The organism is Pseudomonas sp. NPDC087029, from assembly GCF_044745345.1.
GTDB classification, from domain to species: Bacteria; Pseudomonadota; Gammaproteobacteria; order Pseudomonadales; family Pseudomonadaceae; genus Aquipseudomonas; species Aquipseudomonas faucium.
Genome location: NZ_JBIVAB010000003.1, coordinates 364,406 through 381,903, shown reverse-complemented (window position 1 = coordinate 381,903; position 17,498 = coordinate 364,406). Strand labels below are relative to the sequence as shown.

The window sequence follows — 17,498 nt, the reverse complement described above, 5'->3', positions numbered from 1 at the left end:
AAGGTGTGCGCCGCCGCCGCTCTTCGCTATAATCGCCGCCTTGCTGTGCCCAGCGCGTGTGCATTTTCACCTGGGCGCCTGACAAACCTCGGCTTTTACTGGGCCAGAAAGGATCACCATGTTCGAAAACCTGACCGACCGCCTGTCACAGACGCTGCGCCATGTCACCGGCAAGGCCAAGCTGACTGAAGACAATATCAAGGACACGTTGCGCGAAGTGCGCATGGCCCTGCTCGAGGCCGACGTTGCCCTGCCGGTGGTCAAGGATTTCGTCAACAGCGTCAAGGAACGTGCGGTCGGCACCGAAGTGTCGCGCAGCCTGACCCCGGGCCAGGCCTTCGTGAAGATCGTCCAGGCCGAGCTGGAAAGCCTGATGGGCGCGGCCAACGAAGACCTCGCGCTGAACGCGGCGCCACCTGCCGTGGTGCTGATGGCCGGCCTGCAGGGCGCCGGTAAGACCACCACCGCCGGCAAGCTCGCGCGCTTCCTCAAGGAACGCAAGAAAAAGAGCGTGATGGTGGTGTCGGCCGACGTCTACCGCCCGGCGGCGATCAAGCAGCTGGAAACCCTGGCCAACGACATCGGCGTGACCTTCTTCCCGTCCGACATCAGCCAGAAGCCGGTAGCCATCGCCGAGGCGGCGATCCGCGAGGCCAAGCTCAAGTTCATCGACGTGGTCATCGTCGACACCGCCGGCCGCCTGCACATCGACGCCGACATGATGGACGAGATCAAGGCGCTGCATGCCGCGGTCAAGCCGATCGAGACACTGTTCGTGGTCGACGCCATGACCGGCCAGGACGCCGCCAACACCGCCAAGGCCTTTGGCGAGGCCCTGCCGCTGACCGGCGTGGTGCTGACCAAGGTCGACGGTGACGCCCGTGGCGGTGCCGCGCTGTCGGTACGCGCCATCACCGGCAAGCCGATCAAGTTCATCGGTATGGGCGAGAAGACCGAGGCCCTCGAGCCCTTCCACCCCGACCGTGTCGCCTCGCGCATCCTCGGCATGGGCGATGTGCTCAGCCTGATCGAGCAGGCCGAGCAGACCATCGACAAGGCCAAGGCCGACAAGCTGGCCAAGAAGCTGAAGAAGGGCAAGGGCTTCGACCTCGAAGACTTCCGCGACCAGCTGCAGCAGATGAAGAACATGGGCGGCCTGGGCGGCCTGATGGACAAGCTGCCGAGCATCGGCGGGGTCAACCTGTCGCAAATGGGCAACGCCCAGGGCGCGGCCGAGAAGCAGTTCAAGCAGATGGAAGCGATCATCAACTCGATGACCCCGGCCGAGCGTCGCGACCCTGACCTGATCAGCGGTTCGCGCAAGCGCCGTATCGCCCTCGGCTCCGGCACCCAGGTGCAGGACATCGGCCGCTTGATCAAGCAGCACAAGCAGATGCAGAAGATGATGAAGAAATTCTCCGCCAAGGGCGGCATGGCCAAGATGATGCGTGGCCTGGGCGGGATGCTGCCGGGTGGCGGCATGCCGAAGCTGTAACCCTATTCCGAGGGGCCGTTCGTCATCGAACGCTCCCTCAGAACCCCCGCTGCGGCGGGGCAACGGCCGCGAAATCGCGGCGCAACCGGCAAATCTGGACGCGAGGGCATGGCCCTGGCGAAAAAGTCATTTGCAAATGTCCGTGTATTCCCCGAGAATATGCGGCCTTTTGGGCACCCGTGTGCCTATTTGGCATTCAGATTTGCAGTACAAACTGCAACACCGACTATAGGAACGATGTTCACATGGTAACCATTCGTCTGGCCCGTGGCGGCTCGAAAAAGCGCCCATTCTACCACCTGACCGTGACCAACTCGCGTAACGCCCGTGACGGCCGTTTCGTTGAGCGCGTTGGCTTCTTCAACCCGATCGCATCGGGCGCCGAAGTCAAGCTGTCGGTCAACCAAGAGCGCGTCACCTACTGGCTGAGCCAGGGCGCACAGCCGTCTGAGCGCGTTGCTCAGCTGCTGAAGGACGCTGCCAAGGCCGCTGCCTGAACAGTATGAACGCGACGCCAGAAAAGGCTGACGACCTCATCGTTGTCGGCAAGATTTTTTCGGTTCACGGCGTTCGCGGCGAGGTGAAGGTGTATTCCTTTACCGATCCGATTGAAAACCTGTTGGATTATCCGCGCTGGACGCTTCGGCATGAAGGCAAGGTGAAGCAGGTCGAGCTGGTCAGCGGTCGTGGCTCCCAAAAGGGCCTGGTCGTGAAATTGAAAGGCCTCGATGATCGCGATGAAGCCCGTCTTCTGAGCGGCTTCGAAATCTGCATCCCGCGGAGCCTTTTGCCCAACCTGGCCGCAGACGAGTACTACTGGTACCAGCTGCAGGGCCTGAAGGTCATCAACCAGGACGAACAGCTGTTCGGCAAGGTCGATCACCTGTTGGAGACCGGTGCGAACGATGTAATGGTGGTCAAGCCCTGCGCAGGCAGCCTGGATGATCGCGAGCGTCTGTTGCCCTATACGGCGCAATGCGTGCTCAACGTCGACCTGGAAGCAGGCGTGATGCGGGTTGAATGGGACGCGGACTTCTAGACGATGGGTAACCTTCGCGTAGACGTCATCACGTTGTTCCCCGAGATGTTCTCGGCCATCACGGAGTACGGCATTACCAGCCGCGCGGTGAAACAGGGGTTGCTTCAAGTGACTTGCTGGAACCCGCGGGACTACACCACAGATCGTCACCACACGGTGGATGATCGGCCGTTTGGCGGTGGCCCGGGCATGGTGATGAAAATCAAGCCTCTGGAAGACGCCCTGGTTAGCGCCAGGCAAGCGACCGGAGCATCGGCAAAGGTGATCTACCTTTCGCCGCAAGGCCGCAAGCTGACCCAGCAGGCGGTCAAAGGCCTGGCAGAGCAGGAATCGTTGATCCTGATCGCCGGTCGTTATGAAGGCATCGACGAGCGCTTTATCGAGGCTCATGTCGATGAGGAGTGGTCGATTGGCGACTATGTGCTTTCCGGTGGCGAGCTGCCGGCCATGGTACTGATCGATGCGGTTACGCGGCTGCTGCCCGGAGCTTTAGGGCATGTGGACTCGGCGGAAGAAGATTCCTTCACCGACGGTCTGCTCGATTGCCCGCACTACACCCGACCTGAGGTGTATGCGGATCAGCGCGTTCCCGACGTGTTGCTAAGTGGCAACCATGCACATATCCGGCGTTGGAGAATGAAGCAGTCCCTTGGTAGGACCTTCGAACGACGCGCCGATCTTCTGGAAAGTCGCTCGCTTTCTGGAGAAGAGAAGAAGCTGCTCGAGGAATACCTCCGCGAGCGGGACGATAGTTAAACGTATCGATGGTGGATCACGTATCCATCTTAGGAGCACAGCATGACCAACAAGATCATCCAGCAGCTCGAAGCCGAGCAGATGAGCAAGGAAATCCCGACCTTCGCACCAGGCGACACCGTTGTCGTCCAGGTTAAAGTGAAGGAAGGTGAGCGTTCCCGTCTGCAGGCGTTCGAAGGCGTCGTTATCGCCAAGCGTAACCGCGGTCTGAACAGCGCCTTCACCGTGCGCAAGATCTCCAGCGGCGTTGGCGTAGAGCGTACCTTCCAGACCTACAGCCCGCAGATCGACAGCCTGGCCGTGAAACGTCGTGGTGACGTGCGTAAAGCCAAGCTGTACTACCTGCGCGACCTGTCCGGCAAAGCCGCTCGCATCAAGGAAAAACTGTCCTGAGTACAGTTTGCCTGGTGGCCTAGGCCACCTTGCGAGAAAAAAGCAGCCTTCGGGCTGCTTTTTTGCTTTTTGAACCCCATGCGATGTAACGGACATGACCGCCCGAGACCAGGAAATCCAGCGCCGCACCGAGCTGTCGGTGACGCGCGTGACCAAAGCCGTATTCCCCAATACCACCAACCACCACAACACCCTGTTCGGCGGCACCGCGCTGGCCTGGATGGACGAAGTGTCGTTCATCGCCGCCACGCGCTTCTGCCGCCTGCCGCTGGTGACCGTGTCCACCGACCGCATCGACTTCAAGCACCCGATCCCGGCGGGCTCGATCGTCGAGTTGGTCGGCACGGTGATCAAGGTCGGCAACACCAGCTTGCAGGTGCAGGTCGACGTGTTCGTCGAGAACATGTACCTGGACGGCCGCGAGCGGGCGATCCATGGCGTGTTCAGCTTCGTCGCCATCGACGAGGACAAGCGCCCGGTGCCGGTGCTGCCCGAGGCCTGATTTCACTCAGGCGCGGCAGGCTCGATCAACGCCACCAGGGTCCAGCCCGGTTGTGGCTGTAGCGCTTCGTCGGGGCTGGCGACATGTACCCAGCCGTGTTCATCGCGGGCGAACAGCAAGTGCGCCCGCTCGCCATGCAAGGCCCGATACGCCTCCCAGCCGAAGCCTTCGGTGAGCGTGGTGCTGTAGAGCTCCGCGCCCTGGTGCAGGCGGTTGGCCAGTTGCAGGTAGGTCATCGGGTTGGCGCCCAGCAAATGCCCGCGGTGCTCTTCGGCGGCCCGGTGCTTGTCGCTGCGTTGCTTCTCCAGGCCGCTGGCCAGCACGAACAGCCGCCCATGGCCGAAGTCGTGGCGAAAGCGGGCGCAGGCCAAGGCATTGATCTCGCCGGCAGGCGACAAGCCCAGCAGGTGGCCCAGGCCGACCAGGTCCAGGTGCGCATCGGCGTGCTGCGAAGCCGGGTTGCCAAAATAGGTGGGCAGCCCCTCCATGCGCGCCGCGCGAATGTTCTCCCAGCTCGAATCGGTCAGCAGCACCCGACAGCCCAGTTGCTGCAGAGCCTTGGCGATGGCTCGCGCCGGCTCGTTGGCGCCGACGATGAGAAACCCGCTGGGCGCAGGCTCCGCGACCTTGAGCAGGCGCGCCAGGGGCCTGGCCGTGGCGCTCTGGATCACCACCGTGCCGATGATCACGGCGAAGGTCAGCGGCACCAGCAGCAAGGCGCCCTGGTGGCCGGCCTCATGCAGGCGGATGGCAAAGATCGCCGACACCGCCGCGGCCACGATGCCGCGCGGCGCGACCCAGGCGAGCAGGGCGCGCTCGCGCCAGTTCAGCGCCGAGCCCAGCGTCGACAGCAGCACATTGAGCGGCCGCGCCAGCAGCTGGATCACCAGCAGCAGCGCCAGCACCGCCGGCCCCAGGCCGATCATGGCGTGCAGGTCGAGGCGCGCGGCCAGCAGGATGAACAGGCCGGAGATCAGCAGCACGCTGAGGTTTTCCTTGAAGTGCAGGATCTGCCGCACATCGACCCCGCGCATGTTGGCCAGCCACATGCCCATCACCGTGACCGCCAGCAGCCCGGACTCGTGGACGATCTGGTTGGCGGCGATGAATATGCCCAGCACCGCCGCCAGCGAGGCCAGGTTGTGCAGGTATTCGGGCAGCCACTGCTCGCGCATGATCTGCCCGAGCAACCAGCCGCCCGCAGCGCCCAAGGCCGTGCCGCAGAAGATCACCCCGGCGAAGGTCACCAGGCTGTGGGCCAGGCCCTCGCCGGCGCCGCTGGCGATGATGAAGCTGTACACCACCACGGCCAGCAAGGCACCGATCGGGTCGATCATGATGCCTTCCCAGCGCAGGATATTGGCGATCGCCGCCTTGGGCCGCACCACCCGCAGCATGGGCACGATCACCGTGGGGCCGGTGACCAGGGTCAAGGTGCCGAACAGGATTGCCAGGGGCCAGTCGAAGTCCAGCAGCCAGTGGGTGGCCAGGGCGATCACCAGCCAGGTCGACAGCGCGCCCACGGTGACCAGCCGATGCACCACGCTGCCGATTTCGCGCCATTGCGACAGGTGCAGGGTGAGGCTGCCCTCGAACAGGATCAGCGCCACCGCCAGCGACACGAGCGGCATCAGCAGCGGGCCGAACAACGCTTGCGGGTCGAGCCAGCCAAGGATCGGGCCGGCGAGAATGCCGGCCAGCAGCAGAAACAGGATGGCGGGTAATTTCAGGCGCCAGGCCAGCCATTGGCAAGCCAGGGCGGCAGCGCCGATACCGCCGACGCTGAGAAGGATCTGCTGTTCGTTCATGCGGGCTCCCTATGCCGGCGTGGTTATGAAAGACTAAGCGCCATTTCGTCGTTTGCCACCGAGTTTTCATGCCCGCCCTCGACCACCCCCTGATCGACCAGTTCCTCGATGCCCTGTGGCTGGAAAAAGGCCTGTCGGACAACACCCGCGTTTCCTATCGCAGCGACCTGGCGCTGTTCAACGGCTGGTTGCAGGAACATGCCGTGAGCCTGCCCGATGCCGGCCGCGAGTTGATCCTCGATCACCTGGCCTGGCGCCTCGACCAGGGCTACAAGCCACGTTCCACGGCGCGCTTTCTCTCCGGGCTGCGTGGCTTCTTTCGTTATCTGCTGCGGGAAAAGCTGGTGGCCGTCGACCCGACCTTGCAGGTCGAGATGCCGCAACTGGGCAAGCCCTTGCCCAAGTCGTTGTCCGAAGCCGATGTCGAAGCCCTGTTGCAGGCCCCGGACCTCGGCGAGGCGATCGGCCAGCGCGACCGCGCCATGCTCGAAGTGCTGTACGCCTGCGGCCTGCGGGTGACCGAGCTGGTCAGCCTGACCCTCGACCAGGTTAACCTGCGCCAGGGCGTGCTGCGGGTGATGGGCAAGGGCAGCAAGGAGCGCCTGGTGCCGATGGGCGAGGAGGCGGTGCTGTGGCTGGAGCGCTACCAGCGCGATGGCCGCGCCGAGCTGCTCAACGGGCGCCCCAGCGATGTGCTGTTCCCCAGCCTGCGCGGCGAGCAGATGACCCGCCAGACCTTCTGGCACCGGATCAAGCACCATGCGCGGGTGGCCGGCATCGACAAGCCCTTGTCGCCGCATACCCTGCGCCACGCCTTCGCCACCCACTTGCTCAACCACGGCGCCGACCTGCGCGTGGTGCAGATGCTGCTAGGCCACAGCGACCTGTCGACCACGCAGATCTACACCCACGTGGCCAAGGCCCGCCTGCAGCAGTTGCACGCCCAGCACCATCCGCGTGGATGAATGATTTTCATGTTCCGCCCGCCGGTACCCGCAGACCCCTTCATTGGCGGTGTGATGTGGTAGTCTTGGGCGGTTTGCACCAAGGGCCGCACGGTCGCCGCGTTTTTCCCGCAGGTGACGCCCTCCGGCCCCTGTCCGCCTTCAGGAGTTCCCCATGCGCGTGACCCAGATCTTCGCCGCCGCCGCGTTGGCGCTGGCCAGTACTTTCGCCGTTGCCGCGGCGACCGATAGCAATGCCACGGCCGAACAGGCCATCCGCAAATCGCTGCAGAACCTCGAGCTGGAAGTGCCCGTGGAAAGCGTGGCCAGCAGCCCGCTGAACGGCCTCTACGAAGTCAAGCTGCAGGGCGGCCGCGTGCTGTACGCCAGCGCCGACGGCCAGTTCGTCATGCAGGGCTACCTGTTCCAGATCCAGGACGGCAAGCCGGTCAACCTGACCGAAAAGACCGAGCGCCAGGGCGTCGCCAAGCTCATCAACGGCATTCCAGCCGCCGAGATGGTGGTTTATCCTGCCAAGGGCGAAACCAAGTCGCACATCACCGTCTTCACCGACACCACCTGCCCGTACTGCCACAAGCTGCACGCCGAAGTGCCCGAACTCAACCGCCGCGGTATCGAAGTGCGCTACGTCGCCTTCCCGCGCCAGGGCCTGGGTTCGCCGGGCGATGAGCAGCTGCAGGCGGTGTGGTGCTCCAGCGACCGCCGCGCGGCGCTGGACAAGATGGTCGACGGCAAGGAAATCAAGGCCGCCAAGTGCGCCAACCCGGTGGGCAAGCAGTTCCAGCTCGGCCAGTCGATCGGGGTCAATGGCACCCCGGCCATCGTGCTGGAAAGCGGCCAGGTGATCCCGGGCTACCAGCCGGCGCCACAGGTGGCCAAGCTGGCCCTGGCGGGCCAGCAGCAGGCCGCCAAGTAATCATTCAGTACGCCGTCGTCATGGGGTGACGGCATGTTTCACGGTCGGCGCAGGTGCCGGCCGTTCAATGGGGAGTTCACAGTGAAACCGGTCAAAGTAGGCATCTGTGGGTTGGGGACCGTCGGTGGCGGTACCTTCAATGTACTTCAGCGCAACGCCGAGGAGATTGCCCGCCGTGCCGGGCGCGGTATTGAAGTGGCACAGATCGCCATGCGCTCGCCCAACCCGAACTGCCAGATTACCGGTACCCCCATTACCGCTGATGTGTTCGACGTTGCGAGCAACCCTGAGATCGACATCGTCATCGAGCTGATCGGTGGCTACACCGTGGCCCGCGACCTGGTGCTCAAGGCCATCGAAAACGGCAAGCACGTGGTCACCGCCAACAAGGCGCTGATCGCCGTGCACGGCAACGAAATCTTCGCCAAGGCCCGCGAGAAGGGCGTCATCGTTGCCTTCGAAGCCGCAGTGGCCGGTGGCATCCCGGTGATCAAGGCGATCCGCGAAGGCTTGTCGGCCAACCGCATCAACTGGCTGGCCGGCATCATCAACGGCACCGGCAACTTCATCCTCACCGAAATGCGCGAGAAAGGGCGTGCCTTCCCCGACGTGCTGGCCGAAGCCCAGGCGCTGGGTTATGCCGAAGCCGACCCGACCTTCGACGTCGAGGGCATCGATGCCGCGCACAAGCTGACCATCCTGGCCTCCATCGCCTTTGGTATTCCGCTGCAGTTCGAAAAGGCCTACACCGAGGGCATCACCCAGCTGACCACCGCTGACGTGAACTACGCCGAAGCCCTGGGCTACCGCATCAAGCACCTGGGCGTGGCCCGCAGCACTGCCGCTGGCATCGAGCTGCGCGTGCACCCGACGCTGATCCCGGCCGACCGCCTGATCGCCAACGTCAATGGCGTGATGAACGCCGTGATGGTCAACGGTGACGCTGCCGGTTCCACCCTGTACTACGGCGCCGGTGCCGGCATGGAGCCGACCGCTTCGTCGGTGGTTGCCGACCTGGTGGATGTGGTCCGTGCCATGACTTCCGACCCGGAAAACCGCGTACCGCACCTGGCCTTCCAGCCCGATTCGCTGTCGGACCACCCGATCTTGCCGATCGAAGCCTGCGAAAGCGCCTACTACCTGCGCATCCAGGCCAAGGACCATCCGGGCGTACTGGCCCAGGTGGCGAGCATCCTCTCCGAGCGTGGCATCAACATCGAGTCGATCATGCAGAAGGAAGCCGAGGAACAGGACGGCCTGGTGCCGATGATCCTGCTCACCCACGGTGTGGTCGAGCAGCGCATCAACGACGCCATCGTCGCCCTGGAAGCCCTGCAGGACGTGGTCGGCAAGGTTGTGCGCATCCGCGTCGAACAGCTCAACTAAATTCCCCCACGGGCCGCGACGGCGGCCCGTGCCCAGTATCGAAGGTTAGTAGCCATGCGTTATATCAGCACCCGCGGCCAGGCACCGGCCCTGAATTTCGAAGACGTCCTGCTGGCCGGCCTTGCCAGCGATGGCGGCCTGTACGTACCCGAGAACCTGCCACGCTTCACCCAGGAAGAGATCGCCTCCTGGGCCGGCCTGCCGTACCACGAGCTGGCCTTCCGGGTGATGCGCCCGTTCGTCACCGGCAGCGTCGCCGATGCCGACTTCAAGAAGATCCTCGAGGAAACCTACGGCGCCTTCGCCCACGCTGCGGTCGCGCCGCTGCGTCAGCTGAACGGCAACGAGTGGGTCATGGAGCTGTTCCACGGCCCGACCCTGGCGTTCAAGGATTTCGCCCTGCAACTGCTCGGCCGCCTGCTCGACCACGTGCTGGCCAAGCGCGGCGAGCGCGTGGTGATCATCGGCGCCACCAGCGGTGACACCGGTTCGGCCGCCATCGAAGGCTGCCGCCGTTGCGACAACGTCGACATCTTCATCCTGCACCCGCACCAGCGTGTCTCGGAAGTTCAGCGCCGGCAGATGACCACCATCTTCGGCGAGAACATCCACAACATCGCCATCGAAGGCAACTTCGACGACTGCCAGGAGATGGTCAAGGCCAGCTTCGCCGACCAGTCCTTCCTCAAGGGCACGCGCCTGGTGGCGGTCAACTCGATCAACTGGGCGCGGATCATGGCCCAGATCGTCTACTACTTCCATGCGGCCCTGCAGCTGGGCGGCCCGGCCCGTTCGGTGGCGTTCTCGGTGCCGACCGGCAACTTCGGCGACATCTTCGCCGGCTACCTGGCGCGCAACATGGGCCTGCCGATCAGCCAGCTGGTGGTGGCCACCAACCGCAACGACATCCTGCACCGCTTCATGAGCGGCAACCAGTACGTCAAGGAAACCCTGCACGCGACCCTGTCGCCGTCGATGGACATCATGGTCTCGTCCAACTTCGAGCGCCTGCTGTTCGACCTGCACGGTCGCAATGGTGCCGCGATTGCCGAGCTGATGGCCAACTTCAAGCAGGGCGGCGGCTTCAGCGTCGACCAGGACCGCTGGACCGAAGCGCGCAAGCTGTTCGATTCGCTGGCCGTGAGCGACGAGCAGACCTGCGAGACCATCGCCGAGGTGTTCGCCAGCACCGGCGAGGTGCTCGACCCGCACACCGCGATCGGCGTCAAGGCCGCCCGCGAATGCCGCCGCAGCCTGGACACGCCGATGGTGGTGCTGGGCACTGCGCACCCGGTCAAGTTCCCGGATGCGGTGGAGAAGGCCGGCGTTGGCAAGGCGCTGGAGCTGCCCGCTCACTTGAGCGACCTGTTCGCCCGCGAAGAGCGCTGCACGGTCCTGGCCAACGACCTGAAGGCGGTGCAGGCCTTCGTCAGCCAGCACGGCAACCGCGGCAAGCCGCTGTAAGCGTGTGAAGTTCAGGGCCGAAATGCGGCCCTGAACCCTTCTTTTCCGCTATTACTTTCAGAATTGTCCTATACAAGTCGCTTGGCGACTTACCTAGAGTGACCGGTCCTTCAAACAGGAGCGGCTCATGCACCAGCCCTACGTGTTGATTCATCAGGCACGTCCTTCCCACCAGATTCTTCTGCACCAGGCCTGCAATGTGCTGGGCCTCTTCGACGTGCGCGTCACCGAAAACCTGAACGATCTCAAGACCTGCCTGGTGCGCGATCGCGGGGCCGACCTGCTGATCCTCGACCACGGCATGCGCGATGGCCTGGCCGTGCTCGAACAGTTCAGGCGCGAGCGCCCGCCACGGGCGCTGCTGTTCGTCGGCCAGCTGGGTGATGGCCTGCCAGACCTCGCCCACGAAGCCCGGCGCCAAGGCCTGTGGGTGCTCGACGAGCTGCCCTGGCCATTGCCCATGCCGCGCTGGCACAAGGCCCTGCGACGTATTCAAACGGTCACATCGCCGACGCATGCTCACTGAACCAGCCGCAGCCGGGCGAACTTTCCGCTGCGCTTGTTGGTCAGTTGCTGTATGTCCCACTACCTGCGCGAGTGATCCGGATGGAAAGAATCTGCAGACTGCTCAACGACACCCTGGCCCCTTACCAGGCCCACCTTGACGCCGCGGATGCCAGCGGCAACCGCCAATTGACCATTTACGACAGCCTCGGTGGCACGGCGCTGCGGCGCACCGTCAGCCTGCGTCAATTGCAGGAGCAGAGCCTGCTGATCGACCTGGTGGATGGCTTGCACCGAGACCTGCAGATTGTCGAGGGGCGCTTGCAGCCCTGTGTGATTGCGGCCTTGCAACAGCGTCAGCAACCCCAGGGAACCTTTGCCTGATTGGCGTATCAGACGCAGTAGGGCAGCTAGCCTGCACACAGCTCCGGTGCAGGAGGGTTGTCACGGGAAGCCCGCATGGGCTTTCGATTGGCCCCGGGCGTCTTCCCCAGCGCTCCGGGGTTTCTTTTTAATGGGCCTCGAAAAACTGCTTGCTGTGCGCCAGGTAGTCGGCGCGCAGTTCAGGGTCGAGCCAGCGGGCATACAGCGCCGGCAGGGTATCGCGGCGTAACGCTGGCAGCAGCTGGTCGATATGCTCGATGGCCGCACGCCCCAGTGGCGAATCCGAACAGCCCACGTGCAGGAACTGGTAGCGGTTGACCCCCTGGATCGGGTGGAAGTGATACGCGTCCAGGTCGCCACCTTGCTGCTGGATCAGGTAGCGCATCTCCGGCCAATAGCCGAGCACCAGTTGCAGGCGCCCGAGCTGCTGCATCTGCAGCAGGCTGGCGGTGGCGTCGTTGCCGTAATGGCGGCTGAATGCGGTGTCGGGCAACTGGCGCAGGATGTCGTCGATCTGCGTGCTGTAGCTGCGCTCGGCGACGATGCCCAGCTTCAGCTGCGTGCTGTCGAGCAAGCCTTTCAGGTCGACCTGCTGGCCATCGAGATAGGGCGCCAACAGCGGCTCGCCTTCAGTGCGGACCATCACGCCACTGCTCATCACCGCAAGCGTTGGCATGGAGAATTTCACGTACTTGGCGCGCTCCGGCGTCCACAGCAGGGTCGGGTCACAGGTGAAGCTGCTGGCGTCTTGCAGCATCTGGATGCCGCGAGCGCGGTTGACCCGAACGATGGCGTGGTCGTATTCGGGCATCTGTTCGATCAGCAGCGGCAGCATCTGGTCGACCACCCCCTGGCCCTTTTCCGACCCCTCGAAAATGGTGAACGGCGGCAGGTCGCGAACCAGCCACAGCAAACGTTCCTTGGCCTGCAAGGGGGCAGCGGCCAGGGCGAGCAGCATGCAGCAGAGCAGGGCGCGCAGGCGCATGGGCAATCTCAGACCGTGCCGGCGGTACGCAGCCGGGTGATGGCTGCGGTGTCGTATCCCAGCTTGGCCAGCAGCGCGTCGGTGTGCTCGCCCAAGGCCGGGCCGACCCACTCGGTGGAGCCTGGCGTTTCCGAAAGCTTGGGCACGATGCCGGGCATCTTGAAGGGCTTGCCGTCCGGGAGGCGGGCCTGCAGGAACATCTCCCGCGCCAGGTATTGCGGGTCGTTGAACATATCCTCGGCCGAATAGATGCGGCTTGCGGGTACCTCGGCGTCGTTGAGTGCGCGCATCACCTGCTCCAGCGGCAGGCCGTTGGCCCAGCGGTCGATCACCCCGTACAGCTCGTCACGTCGCGCGTCGCGGCCATCGTTGCTGGCCAGCGCGGGGTCATCGGCCAGGTCGTGGCGGCCGATGGCCTGCATGAAGCGCTTGAAGATCGCATCGCCGTTGGCGCCGATCTGCACATGCTTGCCGTCGGCCGTGGTGTGGATGGAGGAGGGGGTGATGCCCGGCATGATGTTGCCGGTACGCTCGCGAATGAAACCGAACACATCGAATTCTGGCACCATGCTTTCCATCATCGCGAAGATCGCCTCGTACAGGGCCACGTCCACCACCTGGCCCTGGCCGCCGTTGACCTCGCGGTGACGCAGTGCCATCAGCGCGCCGATCACGCCCCACAATGCGGCGATCGAATCGCCGATGGAAATGCCGGTGCGCACCGGCGGGCGGTCGTCGAAACCGGTGATGTAGCGCAGGCCGCCCATCGACTCGCCCACCGCACCGAAGCCCGGTTGGTCCTTCATCGGCCCGGTCTGACCGAAACCCGACAAACGCACCATCACCAGGCGTGGGTTCAGCGCATGCAGCACATCCCAGCCCAGGCCGAGCTTTTCCAGCACGCCAGGGCGGAAGTTCTCGATCAGGATGTCGGCGTCGGCCAGCAGGCGCTTGAGGATATCGCGCCCGTCCGGGTGCTTGAGGTTGAGCGTCAGCGATTGCTTGTTGCGTGCCTGGACGAACCACCACAGAGACGTGCCCTCGTACAGCTTGCGCCATTTGCGCAGCGGGTCGCCGCCGTCCGGGGACTCGACCTTGACCACCTCGGCGCCGAATTCGGCGCAGATACGCGAGGCGAACGGGCCGGCGATCAGGGTGCCGAGTTCGATGACTTTCAGGCCGGCGAGGGGTTTGCTGGGCGTAGACATGTGGCATCCGTGGCAACTGGGCAGAGCCGTGGTTTTATCATAGGTCCACGACGGCAGATACTGCTGCGGCGCAAGGTGGGGCCGGATCGGGTAGACTAGGTGCCTTTTCTCTCTGCACGAAGCCCCCTCGACCATGGCCCAGCCGTCCACCACCTACAAATTCGAACTGAACCTGACCGATCTCGATCGCGGCGTGTACGAAAACGTCCGGCAGACCATTGCCCGCCACCCTTCGGAAACCGAAGAGCGCATGGCCGTGCGGCTGCTGGCCTACGCCCTGTGGTACAACGAGAACCTGTCGTTCGGCCGTGGTCTGTCGGATGTGGATGAAGCAGCGCTGTGGGAAAAGAGCCTGGACGACCGCATCCTGCACTGGATCGAAGTCGGCCAGCCCGACGCCGATCGCCTGACCTGGTGCTCGCGCCGCACCGAGCGCACCAGCCTTCTGGCCTATGGCAGCCTGCGCGTCTGGCAGAACAAGGTGGTGGACGCCGTCAAAGGCCTGAAGAACCTGAGCATCGCCGCCGTGCCGCAGGAGGTCCTGGAAACCCTGGCCACCGACATGCCGCGCACCATCAAGTGGGACGTGATGATCAGCGAAGGCACGGTGTTCGTCACCGATGACCGCGGCCAGCACGAAGTGCAGCTCGAGTGGCTGCTCGGCGAGCGTGGCTGAGCCGACCCCCCATGCGTATCGAACCTCGCCCATTGCCGACGACCCTGCCATTTCTGGGTAACCTGCCGCCTTTGCTGACCCGCCTGTACGCCGCACGCGGCGTAGAGTGCGAAGCCGAACTGGACAAGAGCCTGGCGCGCCTGTTGCCGTACCAGCAGCTCAAGGGCATCGAGGCTGCCGTGGACCTGCTGGTCGAAGCCCTCGACCAGCGCCAGCGCATCCTCATTGTCGGCGACTTCGATGCCGATGGCGCCACGGCCAGTACCGTTGGCGTGCTGGGCCTGCGCCTGCTGGGCGCGGCCCATGTCGATTACCTGGTGCCCAACCGCTTCGAGTACGGCTACGGCCTGACCCCGGAAATCGTCGAGGTGGCGCTGCAGCGCCAGCCGCAACTGCTGATTACCGTGGACAACGGCATCTCCAGCGTCGAGGGCGTCGCGGCGGCCAAGGCGGCCGGGCTCAAGGTACTGGTCACCGACCACCACCTGCCGGGCGAGCAACTGCCCGCGGCCGATGCCATCGTCAACCCGAACCAGCCGGGCTGCACCTTCCCCAGCAAGTCGCTGGCGGGCGTGGGCGTGATCTTCTACGTGCTCATGGCCCTGCGCGCGCGCTTGCGCAGCCTGGGGCGCTACGAGGCGCAGCCCCAGCCGAACATCGGCGAGCTGCTGGACCTGGTTGCCCTGGGCAGCGTGGCCGACGTGGTGCCGCTGGATGCCAACAATCGCATCCTGGTGCACCAGGGCCTCGAACGTATTCGTGCCGGGCGCGCGCGGCCGGGCCTGAAGGCGATTCTCGAGGTGGCGCGCCGCGATCATCGGCGCATTACCTCCACCGACCTCGGCTTCATCCTCGGCCCACGGCTGAACGCCGCCGGGCGCCTGGACGACATGAGCCTGGGCATCGAATGCCTGCTGTGCGAAGACGCAGCGCTGGCCCAGGACATGGCCCAGCAGCTGGATGACCTGAACCAGGACCGCAAGTCGATCGAGCAGGGCATGCAGCGCGAGGCCCTGGCCCAGCTCAAGGACCTGCCGGTCGAGTCCATGCCTTATGGCCTATGCCTGTTCGATGCCGACTGGCACCAGGGCGTGATCGGCATTCTTGCCTCGCGCCTGAAGGAGCGTTACCACCGCCCGACCATCGCCTTCGCCGATGCCGGCGATGGCATGCTCAAGGGCTCGGCCCGCTCGGTGCCGGGGTTTCACATTCGTGATGCGCTGGATGCCGTGGCAGCGCGCCATCCGCAGTTGATCAGCAAGTTCGGCGGCCATGCCATGGCTGCCGGCTTGTCCTTGCCCGAAGGCAACTTCCCCGCGTTCGCCGAGGCGTTCGACGAAGAAGTGCGCCGCCAGCTGCGCGAAGAAGACCTGACCGGGCGCCTGCTGTCGGACGGCAGCCTGGCCGTGGAGGAATTCCACCTCGACCTGGCCAAGGCCCTGCGCCACGCCGGCCCCTGGGGCCAGCACTTCCCTGAGCCGCTGTTCCATGGCGTGTTCCAGTTGGTGGAGCAGCGCGTGGTCGGCGAACGGCACCTGAAGGTGGTGCTCAAGAGCGAATGCGGGTCGGTGCGCCTGGATGGCATCGCCTTTGGCATCGACCGCGAGGTATGGCCGAACCCGACCGTGCGTTGGGTGGAGTTGGCGTACAAGCTGGATGTGAACGAGTTTCGGGGCAATGAAAGCGTGCAGTTGATGATTGCCCATATGGAGCCGCGCTGATTTTTGCGGGCTTGTGGAAATAGAGCGCCGCTTGAGCGGCGCTCAGTCTGATAGACGCTGCAAGCCTACTGACGAACTCTTGGTCGCCCTGCGGTTCACTGCAGTCCAAACACCCATCCGCCGTTGGCCACTGGCGTAGCGAAGCGGGAAATGTGGCTATGTTTCGATCGTGCGCTGTAGCTTCTTATTGCGCAGGCTCTGCCAGTGAATCACTGCAGCCCCTGAAAATGAGAGTAGGCTGAGCGTGCAGACGAACATCATTCCTGTTGCAGCTTTCCGATCACTCGTTTCGTTGACACGTTGTCTGAGTGAGGGGTCGGATAATATTTCATCCTCCGTCGATAATGTCCTTACGATAGGGCCTGAAAGGGTATCTTCGACTTCTACGAATAGAGGTGTTGCTTTACTGATATTGGCGTTGTCGTAGCGGGATCTGTCCACGTATATCCATGCTTTAAGCTTTTGGCCGTTGGGCGCATTGTAGCGAACACCTATCCCGTATATGGATTTGTCGTACTCCCAAATTTCGGGTTTTGAACTCAATAACGCAGGCATGCGAACCCATGGAGCGGTAACTGGCTTAATTTTCTCTCCAAAGCCATAGAGAAAAATGGGTAGTAAACAGAGCAATGCGCATCCGTTCAAAACCAGGCACTTCACACGGTCCTGCGCAGGTAGGCTGCGCATCAGTTTGATCCAAGCTCCCCACGTTAGCATCGGCGCCTCTTTCCTAGAAGTGATGAGTGGTCAGTAATATTTTTGCTTCACACCATTCGAGCGATTCGCGGCAGCTTCCTGCAATGAAGAAATGCCAGCAGGGGCGTGAGAAGGGTGTCGAGTTCACCGGCCAGTCATATCTCCATAAAGCATCAGAAAATGCCTTGGTGAGCAGAAGTTGTTCGTGGTCGGTAATGGCGTTATCGAGCGTGCTTATATCTTGTGTGGAGAAAATTTTGCTCATTGTCATGATCGTCGAGTCGATGGATGTTTTCCTTGATTTACGCGGATTTTTCGCAATTCGAGGGCGACAACGACGATAGTTTTTTTGTTTTTTAGCGGCGATAGGACGGAGGTGCTACTTATTGAAAAGAACTTCCTGCGCAGTCGTAGGATTATTGAAATTACTTTGTACGCTCTTTCTAGATAGCCAAGCCTGCTGGCGTCAAATCGCGGTGAAGGGTGGTATCACCCAGGGCGTCGGAGCAGTCAGCAATCCCGAGGAACCTTCCCCCCCACCAATCTGGTCTAGTCTGATTAATGACCGATACCGGACCAGCGTCGTGCATGAGTGTCCGG

General features: G+C 63.4%; 19 protein-coding genes. 14 read left to right on the top strand and 5 right to left on the bottom strand.

Annotated features, from left to right (window positions below; translation table 11 throughout):
- Positions 1 to 118: 118 nt before the first annotated feature.
- The 6 genes from ffh (at position 119) to ACIPG5_RS07630 (ending at position 4,185) form a co-directional block, all read left to right on the top strand.
- Positions 119 to 1,495, top strand: a complete 1,377-nt coding sequence (gene ffh / locus ACIPG5_RS07655; protein ID WP_012270758.1) for a signal recognition particle protein — start codon at positions 119 to 121, stop codon at positions 1,493 to 1,495.
- Between the two features lie 245 nt (positions 1,496 to 1,740).
- Positions 1,741 to 1,992 (top strand): 30S ribosomal protein S16, encoded by a 252-nt coding sequence (rpsP, locus tag ACIPG5_RS07650; RefSeq protein WP_008094480.1) that lies wholly within the window; start codon positions 1,741 to 1,743, stop codon positions 1,990 to 1,992.
- Positions 1,993 to 1,997: 5 nt separating this feature from the next.
- On the top strand, positions 1,998 to 2,534 hold the full coding sequence (gene rimM, locus ACIPG5_RS07645) for a ribosome maturation factor RimM (protein WP_314620111.1): 537 nt from the start codon (positions 1,998 to 2,000) through the stop codon (positions 2,532 to 2,534).
- 3 nt (positions 2,535 to 2,537) lie between these two features.
- On the top strand, positions 2,538 to 3,290 hold the full coding sequence (gene trmD, locus ACIPG5_RS07640; RefSeq protein WP_008094486.1) for a tRNA (guanosine(37)-N1)-methyltransferase TrmD: 753 nt from the start codon (positions 2,538 to 2,540) through the stop codon (positions 3,288 to 3,290).
- A 42-nt stretch (positions 3,291 to 3,332) separates the two neighbouring features.
- Complete coding sequence (gene rplS, locus ACIPG5_RS07635) at positions 3,333 to 3,683, top strand: 50S ribosomal protein L19 (RefSeq protein ID WP_003252148.1); 351 nt, start codon at positions 3,333 to 3,335, stop codon at positions 3,681 to 3,683.
- 94 nt (positions 3,684 to 3,777) lie between these two features.
- Positions 3,778 to 4,185 carry an acyl-CoA thioesterase gene (locus tag ACIPG5_RS07630; RefSeq protein WP_176513673.1) on the top strand — a complete coding sequence of 136 codons (408 nt, stop codon included), beginning with the start codon at positions 3,778 to 3,780 and terminating at the stop codon, positions 4,183 to 4,185.
- Positions 4,186 to 4,187: 2 nt separating this feature from the next.
- On the opposite strand, the gene ACIPG5_RS07625 is transcribed toward ACIPG5_RS07630, so the two are convergent.
- Positions 4,188 to 5,993, bottom strand: a complete 1,806-nt coding sequence (locus ACIPG5_RS07625) for a sodium:proton antiporter (protein WP_236237336.1) — start codon at positions 5,991 to 5,993, stop codon at positions 4,188 to 4,190.
- A gap of 68 nt (positions 5,994 to 6,061) precedes the next feature.
- Here ACIPG5_RS07625 and xerD point away from each other — a divergent pair, with 68 nt between their 5' ends.
- The 6 genes from xerD (at position 6,062) to ACIPG5_RS07595 (ending at position 11,612) form a co-directional block, all read left to right on the top strand.
- Positions 6,062 to 6,958, top strand: coding sequence for a site-specific tyrosine recombinase XerD (xerD, locus tag ACIPG5_RS07620; protein ID WP_401374061.1), 897 nt, complete (start codon positions 6,062 to 6,064; stop codon positions 6,956 to 6,958).
- Between the two features lie 154 nt (positions 6,959 to 7,112).
- Positions 7,113 to 7,874, top strand: a complete 762-nt coding sequence (locus ACIPG5_RS07615) for a thioredoxin fold domain-containing protein (RefSeq protein WP_176513666.1) — start codon at positions 7,113 to 7,115, stop codon at positions 7,872 to 7,874.
- 81 nt (positions 7,875 to 7,955) lie between these two features.
- Positions 7,956 to 9,260: a homoserine dehydrogenase gene (locus ACIPG5_RS07610; protein ID WP_176513664.1), complete on the top strand. Its 1,305-nt coding sequence runs from the start codon at positions 7,956 to 7,958 to the stop codon at positions 9,258 to 9,260.
- Between the two features lie 54 nt (positions 9,261 to 9,314).
- Positions 9,315 to 10,724: a threonine synthase gene (thrC, locus tag ACIPG5_RS07605; protein WP_401374058.1), complete on the top strand. Its 1,410-nt coding sequence runs from the start codon at positions 9,315 to 9,317 to the stop codon at positions 10,722 to 10,724.
- A 127-nt stretch (positions 10,725 to 10,851) separates the two neighbouring features.
- A complete protein-coding gene (locus ACIPG5_RS07600; RefSeq protein ID WP_236237334.1) occupies positions 10,852 to 11,250 on the top strand; it encodes a histidine kinase in 399 nt (132 codons plus the stop codon).
- An 80-nt stretch (positions 11,251 to 11,330) separates the two neighbouring features.
- Positions 11,331 to 11,612, top strand: a complete 282-nt coding sequence (locus ACIPG5_RS07595; RefSeq protein WP_176513655.1) for a DUF3509 domain-containing protein — start codon at positions 11,331 to 11,333, stop codon at positions 11,610 to 11,612.
- Between the two features lie 127 nt (positions 11,613 to 11,739).
- On the opposite strand, the gene ACIPG5_RS07590 is transcribed toward ACIPG5_RS07595, so the two are convergent.
- Complete coding sequence (locus ACIPG5_RS07590; RefSeq protein ID WP_401374055.1) at positions 11,740 to 12,597, bottom strand: TIGR02285 family protein; 858 nt, start codon at positions 12,595 to 12,597, stop codon at positions 11,740 to 11,742.
- Between the two features lie 8 nt (positions 12,598 to 12,605).
- Positions 12,606 to 13,805, bottom strand: a complete 1,200-nt coding sequence (locus ACIPG5_RS07585) for a CaiB/BaiF CoA-transferase family protein (RefSeq protein ID WP_176513650.1) — start codon at positions 13,803 to 13,805, stop codon at positions 12,606 to 12,608.
- Between the two features lie 133 nt (positions 13,806 to 13,938).
- Here ACIPG5_RS07585 and ACIPG5_RS07580 point away from each other — a divergent pair, with 133 nt between their 5' ends.
- Both ACIPG5_RS07580 and recJ read left to right on the top strand, forming a co-directional pair.
- Complete coding sequence (locus tag ACIPG5_RS07580; RefSeq protein ID WP_176513648.1) at positions 13,939 to 14,481, top strand: YaeQ family protein; 543 nt, start codon at positions 13,939 to 13,941, stop codon at positions 14,479 to 14,481.
- 11 nt (positions 14,482 to 14,492) lie between these two features.
- Complete coding sequence (gene recJ / locus ACIPG5_RS07575; protein ID WP_176513645.1) at positions 14,493 to 16,202, top strand: single-stranded-DNA-specific exonuclease RecJ; 1,710 nt, start codon at positions 14,493 to 14,495, stop codon at positions 16,200 to 16,202.
- 156 nt (positions 16,203 to 16,358) lie between these two features.
- On the opposite strand, the gene ACIPG5_RS07570 is transcribed toward recJ, so the two are convergent.
- Both ACIPG5_RS07570 and ACIPG5_RS07565 read right to left on the bottom strand, forming a co-directional pair.
- Positions 16,359 to 16,889, bottom strand: a complete 531-nt coding sequence (locus tag ACIPG5_RS07570) for a hypothetical protein (RefSeq protein WP_176513644.1) — start codon at positions 16,887 to 16,889, stop codon at positions 16,359 to 16,361.
- A 43-nt stretch (positions 16,890 to 16,932) separates the two neighbouring features.
- Positions 16,933 to 17,163 (bottom strand): hypothetical protein, encoded by a 231-nt coding sequence (locus ACIPG5_RS07565; protein ID WP_401374052.1) that lies wholly within the window; start codon positions 17,161 to 17,163, stop codon positions 16,933 to 16,935.
- Positions 17,164 to 17,498 lie beyond the last annotated feature (335 nt).